This window comes from Rhizobium altiplani, assembly GCF_001542405.1.
GTDB classification, from domain to species: Bacteria; Pseudomonadota; Alphaproteobacteria; order Rhizobiales; family Rhizobiaceae; genus Rhizobium; species Rhizobium altiplani.
This window is the reverse complement of the sequence record NZ_LNCD01000096.1, coordinates 1-14,156: the sequence shown is the minus strand read 5'-3', so window position 1 is coordinate 14,156 and position 14,156 is coordinate 1. Positions and strand designations below refer to the sequence as shown.

The following is a 14,156-nucleotide window of genomic DNA, read 5'->3' as shown; positions in this document are numbered from 1 at the left end:
AGGCGGGCGCATCCTTCCGGGCGATTGCTGACCGGATCGGATATGCCGAGCTTGAGACGATCTATCGCCAGCGCGAGGACTGGATGCGGGCGGCCTCGCTCGATCTGGCGCGCGGCAATATCGGTGCGGCTCTTGCCGCTTACGGCGCTGAGGACCGTGTGCATGGATCGAAGCTGAAGGCTGAGGCCGTCGAGCAACTCATCAGCGACTGGAACCGCGATTACGATCCGGCGAAGACGACGTTGATGCTCGCACACCTTCGCCGTGACGTGCGCATGCTGAACGACATGGCGCGCACAAAACTGGTGGAGCGCGGCATTATCGGTGATGGTCATGCCTTCCGAACCGCCGACGGCATGCGCCAGTTCGATGCCGGTGATCAGATCGTCTTCCTCAAGAACGACACCGGTCTCGGCGTCAAGAACGGCATGCTCGGCAAGGTCGTCGAGGCGGGGCCAAACCGCGTCGTCGTCTCGGTCGGCGAGGGAGAGCACCGGCGCCAGGTCTCAGTCGAACAGCGCGCCTACAACAACCTCGATCACGGCTACGCGACCACGATCCATAAGAGCCAGGGCGCCACCGTGGATAGCGTGAAGGTGCTGGCGTCGCTGTCGCTCGATCGTCACCTCAGCTATGTCGCCATGACCCGCCACCGCGAAGATCTGCAGCTCTATTACGGTGCCCGTTCCTTCGGATTCAAAGGCGGACTGGAAAAGGTCCTGTCTCGCCGCAATGCCAAGGAAACGACGCTCGATTACCGGCAGGGTGCGCTCTACCGCCAGGCGCTGTCTTTCGCGGAAAACCGCGGACTGCACATCGTTCAGGTCGCGCGCACGCTCGTGCGCGACCGGCTCGACTGGACCCTGCGGCAGAAAGACAAGCTCGCCGCTCTCGGCAAGCGTCTTCGGGCCGCAGGCGAGCGGCTGCGTCTTCTCCAGTCCCCAACCCTGAAACAGAAGAAGGAGGTCCCGCCGATGGTCGCAGGCGTCAACCAGTTCGCATTCTCGATCGGCGATACGATCGATCAGAAGCTTGGGGACGATCCGGCGCTTAAACGCCAGTGGGAGGAGGTCTCGACCCGGTTTCGCTATGTTTTCGCCGATCCCGAAACCGCCTTCCGGACGATGAACTTCGATGCGATTCTTGCCGACAGGCAAGCCGCGAAACAAACCCTGCAGCAGCTCGCAGACGAGCCGGCCTCGATCGGAGCGCTGAAGGGCAAGACCGGTTTTCTTGCCAGCAAGACCGACCGCGAGGCGCGCCGCGTCGCCGAGGTCAACGTGCCCGCCCTCAAACGCGACATCGAGCAGTATCTGACGATGCGGGAGACCGCCCGGGAGCGGCTTGAGGGAGAGGAGCAGAGCCTGCGCCATCGGGTGTCGATCGACATTCCGGCGCTGTCGCCGGAAGCCCGCACGGTGCTGGAGCGGGTCCGCGACGCCATCGACCGCAACGATCTTCCCGCGGCCCTTGGCTATGCGATCAGTAACCGCGAAACCAAGCTCGAGATTGACGGCTTCAACAAGGCTGTGGCCGCACGCTTCGGCGAGCGGACGCTGCTGACCAACGCCGCGCGCAACCCCGAGGGGCCGCTGTTCGACAGGATGGCCTCCGGCCTGCAGCCAGCCGAAAAGGAAAGCCTGAAGGAGGCCTGGCCGGTGATGCGCACGGCGCAGCAGCTGGCCGCGCATGAGCGGACCACGGCGACGCTCAAACAGGTCGAAGACCTGCGACTCACCCAACGCCAGACGTCGGCGCTGAAACAATGACGCGGCGACGGGCAATCATGGCTCTCGGCGCATCGGCAATGCTGGTCGGGCTCCTCTCGACCGCGGCCTTGCTCGGCGGCTTTCGCCTTAACTTGACACCGAGCGAACCGCTGGGGCTCTGGTGGATCGAGACGCCGAACCGGGCAATCGCGGTTGGCGATCTGGTCTTCGTTTGCGCTCCGGTGACACCGCTGTTCGAGGAGGCGCGTCGTCGTCTCTATCTCGCTCGAGGCCTTTGCCCGGGGGGCACAGCACCACTGATCAAGGCTGTGGCAGCATTGCCTGGACAGCGCGTCGAGATCGGCAAAAACGTGTCGATCGACGGTAGGCTGCTGCCATCATCAAACGTGCGCCGCATCGATGGCGCCGGGCGGGAGCTCAAACCGTTTGCCGGCGGCATTGTGCCGCCGGGATACCTCTATCTGCACTCCTCTTTTGTGAGCTCTTATGACTCCCGATATTTTGGCCCGGTCCCCGAAACCGGATTGCTCGGCCTTGCCCGGCCGATCCTTACATTCGACCCATGACCGCATCCGCTCGGCAATTCTGATTGCGTTGGCGATTATCGTTGGCGCGATCGGCTGGAGCGGCTTCGTGCTCGCTCTGCCGGTCGCTATGCTGTTTCCAGCGCTCTGGGCGATGTCGGCATCGCGTTGGGCCGCGGCCCTGGTCTCGGCCGGCTATTTCCTCGCCGCCTCACGTGGTCTGCCGCAAGGTGTGGCGAACTTCTATGCCGCCGATCTCTGGCCCGGTCTACTGCTATGGCTGGCAGCCTCCGCATCGTTCGTCATTGTGCATGTCATGCTCTGGACGGGGCGTCCGGGAAAGACACGGGCGGCCCGGTATCTCGCGGCGACGATTGTAATGGCGCTGCCGCCCTTCGGCATCACCGGCTGGGCGCAGCCGATCACCGCGGCTGGTGTATTGTTTCCGGGCTGGGGATGGTGGGGCCTGGCTGCGACCGCTGCCGGCCTCGCGACGATGACATCGCGATATTGGCCGGCAGCAGCCGTTGCCTTGATAGGCTTTTGCTTCTGGTCCGCCGCATCGTGGACAGCGCCGACCCTACCGGAGGAATGGAAAGGCGTCGACCTCGAACAGGGACAAAGGCTCGGCCGCGATGCTTCGCTCGACCATCACCGTGACCTGATCGCAACGGTGCTATCGTCTGCGGAGTTGTCGACCCGTTTCATTGTCCTTCCCGAAAGTGCCTTGGGCTTCTGGACGCCGACCGTGGAGCGTCTGTGGGGAGACGCGTTGCGGGACCGCGATATCACCGTGATCGCCGGCGCGGCGGTGCTCGAAGGCCAAGGGTATGACAACGTGCTGGTGGCGGGCTCAGCGCGAGAGGCGAAAATCCTCTATCGCGAGCGGATGCCGGTTCCAGGCTCCATGTGGCAGCCGTGGCGGGCCTGGACCGGATATGCCGGCGGCGCCCGTGCACACTTGTTTGCCAATCCGGTCGTCGAGGCCGGCGGCAACAGGATCGCCGCTCTGATCTGCTACGAGCAACTCATCGTCTGGCCGGCGCTGCAGTCGATGCTTTATTCCCCCGACATCATGGTTGCGACCGGCAATGGCTGGTGGACATCGGGCACCTCGATCGTTGCGATTCAGCAGGCCAGTACGATCGCCTGGGCTAAGCTCTTCGGCCTGCCGCTCGTCAGCGCGTTCAATCGTTAGGAACCATGGAGGAGATCTTGGTCGATGCTGCACTGATCGAGGAATGTGCTGATCCGGGGCTCAAGCCAGCGGTTGTTGAGAAGTTCATTGCTGCGGCCGGATCCGATGACCCGTTGACCGTCACGGTGCGCTCGGGAAAGCGTGTGGTTCTCGTCCCGAAGCCTGCCACGCCGGAAGCGGCGATGGACCTTATCCGCCAGAATATCGGCCGCAACGTCGTGCGCGTCGGCGTCACTCAATATCCCGCCGGTCTCGGCGTGCTCGAGGCCGGTGAATTGAAGCCAGACCTCGTCGATGCATGTGCGAACCTGCGCATGGGGACGGCGCTGTTTTCCAAGGTCTACCGCATCGTTTTGAAATGGTATGGCGACCCGACCGGCGAAGAGGCCGAGCGCCAGGTGTTGGACGATGCGCTCATCGCCTGGCAGTCGGGATATTTCGAGGGAGAGGCAGTATTCCGAACGCCTATTCCTGCTGAGCCAGACGCGGACAAACCTGCTGCCGTCGACTCTGAGAAAACCATTGCTGGGAAGGCAGATGGGCCTGATGCGGAAGATCGAAGCGAACCGGTGGAAGACCGTCTGCCCGACGACGATCCGAACAAGGCAGGCATCCGTGTCGATCTTTCCGGCATTGGTGCGAAATGAACGTCGAGGAAGTGCAGATCTGCATTGCATCGACGCCATTTATCCGCCTGTTTGCACTGGCGAAAATAGATCCCGCCCTCTATAAGGGCGGGTAGGGCAGTACGCGCTGCCCCGGGGTGTGGAAACCCTTGCTAGCAGTTGATGTCGGCTGTGACGACATCAGAATCCTCTGGCTTTCGGCCGGTGGGCCTGCGACGTATGTCCAGGTGCTCCGGTACTAAAGGTCGCAGGACTGTCTAGCACAGTTTCCAACCCCCGGCTTGGGATCAGGGATTAGGTTTGCGGGGGCGTACCGCGGACATATCCGAGGTTGGAAATAATATGGATTCGGAAGATGCGGCGTTGAAAGAAAAACTCGAACTTCGACCGGTGTTCGGGTTGACGCAAGGACTCCCACCAGCCGATCTGGAAGCCCTTACTATCGACGCCATCCGAAAGCACAGGATTCTGGTCGACGCGGCTGACAAACTCTATCAGGCACTGCCGGAAGACTACCGGGAGGGCAGAGCGACCGGCGGCGCCCAGCATCTCAGGTTCATCGAAGCCAGCATCGAAATGCATGCGCAAATGAGCGCTTTGAACACGCTCCTTACGATCCTCGGTTATATCCCAAAGGTCAGCGTCAACTGATCGTCAGATCAGTTTTCTCCGTATGGCGATCGCAGTCAGGTGCGCGATCGTGTGGACGTTGAATTGCTTTCGCGCGTGCTCGATTTTGACGCGCACGCTGTTGTATTTGACGCCTTCGAGATCGGCGACTTCCTCCATCGTCTTGCCATCGGCGATCCAGCTGAGATAGGTGGCGCCTTTTGGATCGAGCTTAAGCGGCTCTTCGGCACTCGGGGTCGGATCGGAGAATTGAATTCGCGTATGCAACTGCGCGATGGCAGCAGATGCAGCGACCGGATCAATCTCACGCTCGAGGTCGATTGCCTGCTTCGACGAGGCAAGTGTGAACACGGCCAGCGCGCCATGAGCAATTCTGACAGGAATGGTGATGCCCGATCGTACGCCGAAGTCTGCTGCGAGCGAGAAGAATGACCTCTCGTCCTGAGAAAGGCGCGGTCTGTCCCATTCACCGCGCCAGACGAACGCCCGCTTCAGTGTTTGTGCGCGTTTGATGACGGGGTCGAGTTTGTTTAACCTGCGCCTGAAATATTCCGCCTGCCACTCCGGATGGTAATTCGAGAGTGCACTCGAGTGGCTCGGTTGAATATTGAGATAGGCATAGCCCTCGAAACCGGTTGCCTCGGCGACCGTCTCCAGTGCTTGCGTCACCATGTGCTCGTCCCCAGGAATGGCAGCGAGATCGGTCAGCTTGTCCAGCCAATGTTGCATGATAGGTTCTCCGTGCATGTTGCCAAGTCGACGGTTGCGCGTCGACAGTCGGCCGATGCTGAACAGTCCCAAAACCAAGTTGACGGAGCCCGATCCCTATAGGATCGTTCTCCGTTCCAAACTTTTCATTCTAGCAGCGCTCTACAATGGGTCAACACCATCACTTCCTCCCTGTCCCAATCCCGTCGGTACTGTTAGGAAAGAGCTCGCTTAACGCGTAAGAGGGCAATTCCCACCACTGCGATAACGACGGGAATAGAGCCGAGCATGATGAACGGGTTGATGCGCGTACCCGTGTGCTCCAACGCCTCGATCGCGGTCTTCAGCAGGCCAATTAGGTAGTAGCTGATGGCAATAATTGAAAAGCCCTCCACAGCTCTTTGGATCTTCACCTGGGTCTCAGCGCGCTCAGCCATTACTTGGATTTGGACCGCGTTCTGATATTCGATTTCCACCTGAACCCGGGTTTGAAGCAGGTCTAAAAGATGCGTCGTAGCGTCCGATAATTTCTCAAGCCGAAGAGATGCCGCCTCGCATGTGCGGACTGCGGGCTTGAAGCGTCTCGTCACGAAGACACCCAACCTCTGAAATCCCATCACATGTGCTTCACGAAGCTCGACGATGCGCTCCTCCACGATCTTCGCGTAGGCTGCAGTCGCTCCAAATCGGCTGCGGGTCTGCACTGAAGCCGAGATGATCGCGGCAGAAAGTTCCGAGATCTCTTCAAGGAGTTGTTTATGCCGACCGGCCGGGGTCGATTGATTGCGGCCAGCGAGTCCCTCAAGTTTCGTCTCAAACTCAGCCAGTTGGGGCGTAATATTGCGTACTAACGGCAGGCTAAGCAGCGCCATGGACCGATAAGTCTCGATTTCATAAATCCTACGAACCATTCGTCCCAGCCGATAAGCATTCAGTTCCTTGTTAAACAGCAAGATGTGACTCCACCCATTCGGGCGAACCCGGAAATCTGAACACACCTGACCGGCCCCTGCCCCGATTGAAGACGCGACGGTGTCGGCAAAACCAAATTTAGCTAAATCGGTACCCAGTTCCTCGGGAGCTTCTCCGACCACCAAAACGCTGATTTGGCAAATGACCGTTGGAGAGGTTACGTTTAGTAAATTGACCGCTTCGGACGGAGAAAGGGCAGGTGCTGGCCATCGCTGCGGCTCCTCCGTCAGAATTGTAACGCGAGTAACGGTTATAAATTCCGTATGGTACTCAACGCGGGTCTTCACACGTTCGGTGTCATTCGGGCCAAATGATATCTGGCCGTTTCGTTGATCGAGGAGCGACGGAGAGGAGATCAAGGCGACATGTTCAACTAGTGCGGGGCCGGAAAAGTATAAGGATGGGCGTGCATGAAGCTCGGCGTTGAAATCTCTCACCGCGGGCCTGTGCTCTTCTGGCTTCGCCACCTCAGATCCTCCAGCTAAATCCCTATCGCTTCATAAGCATCGGCGATCTGCCGGATGGAAGCGACATAGGCAGCGGTTCTGTAATCGCCGAGTTCCGGTTGCTGTTCGATGAGGTCGGCGATGCGTGTCCAGGTGCTGCGCATGACGTCTTCAAGTCCGGACCAAACCAGGTCGATTTCCGCGCCGCCTTCGAGAAACTCGTCACGGATATCGGCCGGGAATTCCTTGCCGGTCATGCGCTCGAGGGCCGTGGCGATCGTCTGATTGCGGCGTTCCCGCCGCCGCCGTTCCATCAGGCCGAAGGGAATATGCGTCAGGTTCTTCACCCACTCGAAGTAACTGACGACCACGCCGCCGGCATTGACATAAAGGTCGGGAAGGATGGTGACACCGCGGGTGCGCAGTACCTTGTCAGCCTCGAAGGTCACCGGGCCGTTCGCGGCCTCAACTACCAAGTGCGCCTTGATGCGGTCTGCATTTTCTACATGGATGGCATTTTCCATCGCCGCCGGAACGAGCACGTCGCACGGCTGCTCGATGCCGGTCATGGCGCCGGGGAATGAGGTGGCACCTTCAAACCCGAGGATGCTGCCGGTCTTGTTCTGGTGCTGCTTCAGCGCCTCGATCGCCAGACCATCTGAATTGGCGACATAGCCATCCCGTTCGGCAACGATGGTTACGCGGGCGCCGTCTTCTTCAGAGAGGAACTTTGCCGCATGGTAGCCGACATTGCCGAAGCCCTGAATTACGACCGCAGCGCCCTTGAGGTCACGTTGGCCGTTCAACCCGGTAGTTCGTGGATCGCGGAGATAGCTCTGGATGGCAAACTGGACGCCTCGGCCGGTGGCTTCGGTGCGGCCGGCAATACCGCCCTTCGACAGCGGCTTGCCGGTAACGCAGGCGCGGGCATTGATGACATCGGTCGGATTGGCGCGGCGGAACTCGTCCATCATCCAGGCCATTTCCCGCTCGCCCGTGCCGATGTCGGGCGCCGGAACGTTGACGCCGGGGCCGATCAGTCCACGTTTATTGAGTTCCTGGGTGAAGCGGCGGGTGATGCGCTCGAGTTCCTGCGGCGTCCACTCGCGCGGATCGATCTTCAGCGCCCCCTTCGAGCCGCCGAACGGCACATCGACGAGTGAGCATTTGAGCGTCATCAGGGCCGCCAGCGCCTCGACCTCTTCGGCATCGGCATTCGACGCATAACGGATGCCGCCTTTGACCGGCTCGCAATGCTCGCTGTGGACCGATCGCCAGCCGATGAAGCTGTACATGCGACCCCGAAGGCGGACGCCGAAGCGAACCGTGTACGTCGAGTTGCACTGCATGATCCGCTCCGACAGCCCCTCTGGCAGATCAAGAAACCTCATTGCGTGGCGAAAGTTCTGGTCAACACTGCTGAGAAAAGTGACGGAATTCATCCACGAGCTCGCTGGAAACCATTTTGGCAATCAGAACCACAATGACCGAACCCCAACTTCGCGAAGCTCGGTGTACAGGTCGGGGAAGCGGTTCCTGAGAAAATGCCCGACACGTTAGTGCCAGGCATTCAGGATTAGAGAAAAGATCAGACCGCTTGCTTCAAGCGCAGGGCCTCCGGGTCATAGACCCGGCCAAACCGGTTGTTCAGGAAGTCGGGGAGTGCGACCTCCTCCTGCCGAACGAAGCCCTTCTGGGGCAGTTTCCCGTCGGCGAGAAGATCGAGAACCGTTGTGATGCCGGCGGCAGTCGTGATCTGAATCGCGCTCATCGTCTTACCCGCCACTACGCCAGAGTATACTTTGTTGGCATAGGTTTCCTGCAAATAGCGACCGTCTTTCCATCCGCAGACGGTGACGAAGATGACCACAACGTCTTGCATCGTAGCAGGTAGAGCGTTTTCGAAGAGGTCTTTCAGTACGTCTCGGCGATTCTTCAGATTGAGGTCATTCAGCAGTGCCTTGATGATCGCCTGATGGCCGGGGTACCGGATTGTCCGATAGTTCATGGTGCGGACGCGGCCCTCAAGTGTCTTGGCTAGGGTGCCAAGACCGCCGGATGTGTTAAAGGCCTCATAGGTGACGCCGTCCAGCGAGAACTCTTCCCGTTCCTCCATTGCAGGAACGGTGACGAATTTACCCTCTACGATAGCTTCGCACGGCTCAATGTATTCGTTGATCAGGCCATCCGTGCTCCAGGTCAAATTGTAGTTGAGAGCATTTGACGGGTATTGCGGCAAAGCTCCGACGCGCATCCGAACACTATCCAGCGTGTCGAAACGCTTGGCGAGGTCGTTGGCAACGATCGAGATAAAGCCGGGAGCCAGGCCACACTGGGGGATAAAGGAAACGTTGGCGCCCTTGGAAAGCTCTTCGACCTTCTTTGTCGTTGCGACATCTTCAGTCAGATCAAGGTAGTGTACATTGGCTTCCAATGCTGCTTCGGCCACTTTGCCGGTCAGATTGAATGGAGCTGCAGACACGACGGCGAATTTTCCTTTGAGCAAAGCAACGAGCGCAGCCTTGTCGGTGATATCCACTGCCTTGCCCCAGATCGCAGCATGCTTGTCGAGCTTATCTAGCTGCGCCTGATCGCGATCAGTTACCACGACATTGTAGTCGCCCGTTGCAGCCAACATCAAAGCGATAGCGCCGCCAATCTTGCCTGCGCCAATGACCACTACGTCCTTCATATGAGTTCCCTTTGGTGAGAGTGTGGATATTGGCAATTTGAAGAAAGGCGACGCCGGATAATAGGACCGCATTGCAATATTTGGCGGATTATTTTAGACAATTCGACGTATGTGGATGTCGAAAGTAGCAAGTTCATGAACGTAACAGATAAGGACCGTGAGCTGTTGGACCTGCTTGGCGAGAACGCTCGGGCACCGGTCGCTGCGCTGGCGAAGAAGCTGGGCTTGTCGAGAACCACCGTGCAAGCCAGACTTGAACGTTTGGAGCGCGAAGGCGTCATTGCCGGATACAGCGTCAGGCTGTCCGACGCATATGTTTCGGGACTGGCAAAGGCCCACGTTATGATCACGCTGGCACCGAAAGTCCTGGCTCAGGTGTGCGTATCACTTAAGGGAATTCATGCGGTTAAATCGCTGCATTCGGTCAGCGGCACGTTCGACCTGATCGCCGTCGTGGAAGCGCCCTCGATTTCGGAACTCGATCAGCTCGTCGACACCATTGGGATGATCGATGGTGTGGAGCGAACGCTGTCGTCTGTCATCCTTTCCACTCGTATCAGCCGCTGAAGGACTTGGCTGGCTGACATCCTGCCAATCATGCAATCTGGTGGGAGAGACGACGCTCTAGGAGGCGATCTATCACCTGCAGTGGGTGAAGCAGATGAACGCCGTCTATGATTTTCACCTGCGACCGGCAAGAATACCCGGTCGACATCACAACATCCTGCTCCTGCCGACCAGCAATCTGGTGTCTCCAGCTCATCTCGTAGAGCTGTTCCGCCGTTCTTCTGTTGCGTGTCTCATGGCCAAACGTTCCCGCCATTCCACAACAGCCGGTCTCGAGCGCCGTCCGGGCGAGCCCTCCATTCCATTCACCCCTCAGCAGGCCAGGGAGATGACTGATGAGCTTGGTTATTTACATCAGGTAGTCAGGACGCGGCTGCGCACGATAGACCGTCTGTTCACTGACGAGTCTTACGACCGGATAGCGTGGCTGCCTCAGATCGGGCGCGAGATCCGCTCTCTTTCTCGTCAGCTGGAAAGCAAACCCGCCGATCCAACGCTCGCGCGGATCGATGCGGAGGCCCGTGAAAGAAAAGAAAGGGCAGAACGCGCGATCTCAGATGACCCATTCTTCGAGTCGTCATCTGCGAACTCGCCAGTCGTTGTGCCGGAGGCGTCAAGCAGTCAGTCGTCCTTGCGTCGTTGTGATGGGATGTCTCCCGATGACGATGCCTTCCTTAGAAGCCGCCGGCGGTTTGACGAGTACTCGCGTCGTTCTAGTCCAGCCCGCGACGACAACGGCGAGACGTCGGCACCAAGAAAGCGGGCCAGAACAACAACTACCGTCGGTAATAGGACCGATGCCGAGGAGAAGTCAGCTTGCGAGCCTGCAGCAGGGCGCGTTCCCGGGCCGGAACACATGTCCCTGCAAGGATCGTCCCACACTGAGGGATCGAGCGCAGCGAATGACCGGACCGATGAGGCTGCGAGCAATCAACGCTGCTTGCGAGAACGGGAGCGGACCCGCAGCGCCGGGCTGGACTACTGAACTTAAGTTGCTCGACCTTTTTTGATCGCCGAACGAAAAAGGAAATAGCCCCGACAAGCCTAGACACTAGCCAGCAGAGTAGCGGTACAGTGCATCAAACCGATGATGTTGCTGTTCTGAAAACTCAGATGGAATATGGCGATGCCCAACCGGATAAGCGAAACGAGCGCTGTCGCATATCTGAACGACGTAATGCGGAGCCGAACCCCAAGCTATATTCCGGATGGCAGCGTAAGCGGCGATATAGAATGGTCGCAACCTGCGCTCGGGCGCTCATCGAAAGAGGCTATTGACATTGAAAATCAGGTCGACGAACTCCTGAGCCAAGCCATTCCGGCCACTCCAGCGCACAATAAACAGCGACTTTATGCCTTAAACGCTATATTTCATGGCAATTTTGATGATGTGAACGCGGAGACCGAGAGCGCCAAAATTCTTCCCACGCTTGAGCGAATCCATGCTCAGAGCCCCCAATTTCCGACAACAACTTCTCCCAATGTCGTCGCTGATATCCACGAGAAACTACAGAGATACGCCAAGATCACTGGTGGCGATCCTCGGGAGTTCCCATATCCTGAAATTCTGGGACACAGACGCGATCAACTGCACCTCAACAGGTATGATGAGAACTATTCAAATGCCCGCTTCGTCCGCGATTCGGCCTCACGGAAGGCGAACTTGAAAGAGATCAACGCTCTTTTGGACCGGATTGTACCGGACGGCGCCTACTTCAACAGTCTTCGCCAGCAGGTTTTGGACGAGATGCTGGAAAATGGTGAGGCCGTGTCTCACTGGGCTAGGCGGGAGCTGGAAATTGCTGAAATGCGGCTCTTCCGCAATTTCGGTGCAACTCAGGTGCCGATGATACGTGAACGCAGGAGGTCCATCCCGGCTCTTCCATACATGGATCGCTTGATGAGCTTTAGCTTGTTGATCTTGCCTTCAACTGGCCCAGTACTCCATGGCAACGTCAATGCAGCTTGCACCGCCTCGACGTCGCGACGAATCCCGCGCGCGAACGAAGACATCGGCCCAGTTGCGGCATCATGTAACCACGGCTTGAGCGCGACGGTTTCCCGATTGCAGATCATGGACTGGAAGCGTCGTGCCAGACCGGCCGCAGTGGCGACTTCGGGTGAAGCCGAGGAAATCGCATTCACAAAAGCGCGATCATTTCGCGGGAGAGTATAGGCTTCAGCTGTCAGAAGGCGAACGGTTTGCCGGGATGAAGGCGTGCGCCATGAAGATTTGCGCGGGGCCCGAGACAATACAGGTGCGGGGACGCCGTCGCGCAGCCTTACTTTTACCCACTGGCGAAAGGTCTTTACGCTCTCACGATAACCGCGATCGCACACCTCCCTGTAAAGTCGCGTCGCATTGCGGCAGCCTTCAAGCCAGCGCCTACGGACGTAGTCTGCATGGGCATCGGCCGGATTCTCCGTGAAGACCGTGCGCTCCCATGTCCCAGGTTGATTGTCTTTCAGCCACTTCCGTATGGTCTTGAGGTCGAGGCCCAGCTCACGCTTGATCGCCAGTTGGCTCCAACCCATGCCGTTCAGGCGGGTGACCTCCTCAAAAAGAGCACGCCGATCTTGGTGCCGATTATTCTGTTGTCGTGCTGCGCGTCCTTGGAGCAGCCCTTCTTTCCCGCGCTCGCGGCGCATTTGATCATCCGTGTCGATCTGCGCCATAAGCGCCTTTGCGACATCCCGAATAACGCGGTATTGTCGCTCGCATTGCCTCGTCGAAACTGTTCCCGAATATTCAACCGTTGCCTCACATAAATTGCTCCCTACCGAGGGGTATGAACAGGGGCGACTATGGGACAGCTGAGCATGGCGACGAGGAAAGAACTGACGGCGGCGGTTTCGGAGCGCTATCGTGCTTCGACGCGAACGGAGAAGGCGAGAATTCTGGATGAATTCGTCGTCATCACGGGCTTTCACCGCAAGCACGCGATGCGGCTGCTGCGGCGCCACGGGAGAGAGCCTACAGGTCGGCGAGCGCGGCCGCGGGTTTATGATGAAGCGGAACGCAATGCGCTCATATTGCTGTGGGAAGCGTCTGACCGGGTCTGTGGGAAGCGGCTGAAGGCGTTGCTGCCCGTCCTTGTCGAGGCAATGGAACGGCACGGTCGTTTTAACCTCCCGCCTGAGATCCGCGGCAAATTGCTGGCGATGAGCGCGGCCACGATCGACAGGACGCTGAGACCAATCCGAGAGGGCTTGGGACGTCCTCGACGGCGGCCCGCGGCGCACGCCCTGCGACGGAGCATTCCCATTAGAACCGTCGGCGGATTGGGACAATCCGGCGCCAGGTTTCGTTGAGGCGGATCTCGTCGCCCATTGCGGCCCTTCGGCTCGCGGCAGCTTCATCCAAACCCTTGTTCTCACCGACATCGCGACTGGCTGGACGGAATGTGCGCCGCTGCTGGTTCGCGAGCAGACGCTGTTGAGCAGCGTGCTCACAGAATTGCGCAAGCAACTGCCGTTCGCGCTTCTCGGCCTGGATACGGACAACGACACCGTCTTCATGAACGAGACGCTGAAGGGTTACTGTGACGCCGCCAATATCGTCTTCACGCGCTGCCGTCCCTACCGCAAGAACGACCAGGCCTTTGTCGAGCAGAAGAATGGCGCCGTGGTGCGCAGGATGGTCGGATATCGTCAATTCGAGGGGCTGGAGGCCGCCGCCCTGTTGGCGAAGCTCTACCGTTCAGCACGGCTGTTCGTGAACTTCTTTCAGCCATCGTTCAAATTGATCGCGAAGCAGCGCGACGGCGCGCGTGTGCGCAAGACATATAGTCCGCCAGCCACGCCGCATCAGCGTTTGGTTGCTGACGCTCGCACGTCAGATGCAGTCCGCTTCCGTCTGCAGGAAACCTACGCCGGGCTCGATCCTGTCCTGCTATTGCGCGATATCCGCGCCCTGCAGGAGCGACTCGCCGCGCTTGCCGACACTCCGCCGGCCATGCGCACTGACGGGGTAGCTCAGCCGATCGACCTTTTCCTGGCGAGTTTGCGGACTGCCTGGAAAGACGGAGCTAGCCGGCCGACAGATCGCCCGATTGTAAAAGCC

Annotated in this window: 13 protein-coding genes and 1 pseudogene; 9 read left to right on the top strand and 5 right to left on the bottom strand. The window is 59.0% G+C overall.

All coding sequences use genetic code 11. The annotated features are described in order from the left end of the window. The 5 genes from AS026_RS43580 to AS026_RS23075 all read left to right on the top strand — a co-directional run. Nucleotides 1-1,769 (top strand): BID domain-containing protein (locus tag AS026_RS43580; protein ID WP_245307587.1); only part of this gene is annotated, 1,769 nt, incomplete at its 5' end. Further along, on the top strand, nt 1,766-2,296 hold the full coding sequence (gene traF, locus AS026_RS23090; RefSeq protein ID WP_028748406.1) for a conjugative transfer signal peptidase TraF: 531 nt from the start codon (nt 1,766-1,768) through the stop codon (nt 2,294-2,296). The genes AS026_RS43580 and traF, both read left to right, overlap by 4 nt. Beyond that, nucleotides 2,265-3,452 carry a conjugal transfer protein TraB gene (locus AS026_RS23085; RefSeq protein ID WP_235777140.1) on the top strand — a complete coding sequence of 396 codons (1,188 nt, stop codon included), beginning with the start codon at nt 2,265-2,267 and terminating at the stop codon, nt 3,450-3,452. Before traF ends, AS026_RS23085 begins: the two co-directional genes overlap by 32 nt. A 17-nt stretch (nt 3,453-3,469) precedes the next feature. After that, nucleotides 3,470-4,099, top strand: a complete 630-nt coding sequence (locus AS026_RS23080; RefSeq protein WP_028748408.1) for a TraH family protein — start codon at nt 3,470-3,472, stop codon at nt 4,097-4,099. 321 nt (nt 4,100-4,420) lie between these two features. Continuing rightward, nucleotides 4,421-4,729: a transcriptional repressor TraM gene (locus tag AS026_RS23075; RefSeq protein WP_028748409.1), complete on the top strand. Its 309-nt coding sequence runs from the start codon at nt 4,421-4,423 to the stop codon at nt 4,727-4,729. 3 nt (nt 4,730-4,732) lie between these two features. Here AS026_RS23075 and traR read toward each other — a convergent pair whose 3' ends face one another. The 4 genes from traR to AS026_RS23055 all read right to left on the bottom strand — a co-directional run bounded on the left by traR (nt 4,733) and on the right by AS026_RS23055 (nt 9,526). Next, nucleotides 4,733-5,437, bottom strand: a complete 705-nt coding sequence (gene traR, locus AS026_RS23070) for an autoinducer-binding transcriptional regulator TraR (protein ID WP_028748410.1) — start codon at nt 5,435-5,437, stop codon at nt 4,733-4,735. A gap of 194 nt (nt 5,438-5,631) precedes the next feature. Beyond that, nucleotides 5,632-6,855 (bottom strand): DUF3422 domain-containing protein, encoded by a 1,224-nt coding sequence (locus AS026_RS23065; RefSeq protein WP_028748411.1) that lies wholly within the window; start codon nt 6,853-6,855, stop codon nt 5,632-5,634. 14 nt (nt 6,856-6,869) lie between these two features. Next, entirely contained in the window at nt 6,870-8,225 is a 1,356-nt protein-coding gene (locus AS026_RS23060; protein ID WP_028748412.1) for a Glu/Leu/Phe/Val family dehydrogenase, read from the bottom strand. Between the two features lie 197 nt (nt 8,226-8,422). Further along, complete coding sequence (locus tag AS026_RS23055) at nt 8,423-9,526, bottom strand: saccharopine dehydrogenase family protein (RefSeq protein ID WP_028748413.1); 1,104 nt, start codon at nt 9,524-9,526, stop codon at nt 8,423-8,425. Nucleotides 9,527-9,661: 135 nt separating this feature from the next. Between AS026_RS23055 and AS026_RS23050 the strand changes: the two genes are divergently transcribed. Together AS026_RS23050 and AS026_RS41745 are read left to right on the top strand one after the other, a co-directional pair. Continuing rightward, the gene (locus AS026_RS23050) at nt 9,662-10,093 is read left to right on the top strand and encodes an Lrp/AsnC family transcriptional regulator (RefSeq protein ID WP_028748414.1); all 432 of its coding nucleotides are present in this window, start codon (nt 9,662-9,664) and stop codon (nt 10,091-10,093) included. Nucleotides 10,094-10,187: 94 nt separating this feature from the next. After that, nucleotides 10,188-11,078: a hypothetical protein gene (locus AS026_RS41745; protein ID WP_131815338.1), complete on the top strand. Its 891-nt coding sequence runs from the start codon at nt 10,188-10,190 to the stop codon at nt 11,076-11,078. 851 nt (nt 11,079-11,929) lie between these two features. Here AS026_RS41745 and AS026_RS43575 read toward each other — a convergent pair. Then, nucleotides 11,930-12,238: a transposase gene (locus tag AS026_RS43575; protein WP_245307590.1), complete on the bottom strand. Its 309-nt coding sequence runs from the start codon at nt 12,236-12,238 to the stop codon at nt 11,930-11,932. 258 nt (nt 12,239-12,496) lie between these two features. Between AS026_RS43575 and AS026_RS43570 the strand changes: the two genes are divergently transcribed. Both AS026_RS43570 and AS026_RS23030 read left to right on the top strand, forming a co-directional pair. Continuing rightward, entirely contained in the window at nt 12,497-12,862 is a 366-nt protein-coding gene (locus tag AS026_RS43570) for a hypothetical protein (protein WP_062371851.1), read from the top strand. Nucleotides 12,863-12,898: 36 nt separating this feature from the next. Continuing rightward, nucleotides 12,899-14,156, top strand: a pseudogene (locus tag AS026_RS23030) (ISNCY family transposase); the annotation flags it as partial.

Bases quoted from the DNA above. Each gene is read 5' to 3' on its own strand.
- AS026_RS41745 (WP_131815338.1), top strand. From the start codon at position 10,188: ATGAACGCCGTCTATGATTTTCACCTGCGACCGGCAAGAATACCCGGT.
- AS026_RS23075 (WP_028748409.1), top strand. From the start codon at position 4,421: ATGGATTCGGAAGATGCGGCGTTGAAAGAAAAACTCGAACTTCGACCG.
- traF (WP_028748406.1), top strand. From the start codon at position 1,766: ATGACGCGGCGACGGGCAATCATGGCTCTCGGCGCATCGGCAATGCTG.
- AS026_RS23055 (WP_028748413.1), bottom strand. From the start codon at position 9,526: ATGAAGGACGTAGTGGTCATTGGCGCAGGCAAGATTGGCGGCGCTATC.
- traR (WP_028748410.1), bottom strand. From the start codon at position 5,437: ATGCAACATTGGCTGGACAAGCTGACCGATCTCGCTGCCATTCCTGGG.
- AS026_RS23060 (WP_028748412.1), bottom strand. From the start codon at position 8,225: ATGAGGTTTCTTGATCTGCCAGAGGGGCTGTCGGAGCGGATCATGCAG.
- AS026_RS23050 (WP_028748414.1), top strand. From the start codon at position 9,662: ATGAACGTAACAGATAAGGACCGTGAGCTGTTGGACCTGCTTGGCGAG.
- AS026_RS43570 (WP_062371851.1), top strand. From the start codon at position 12,497: ATGGGCATCGGCCGGATTCTCCGTGAAGACCGTGCGCTCCCATGTCCC.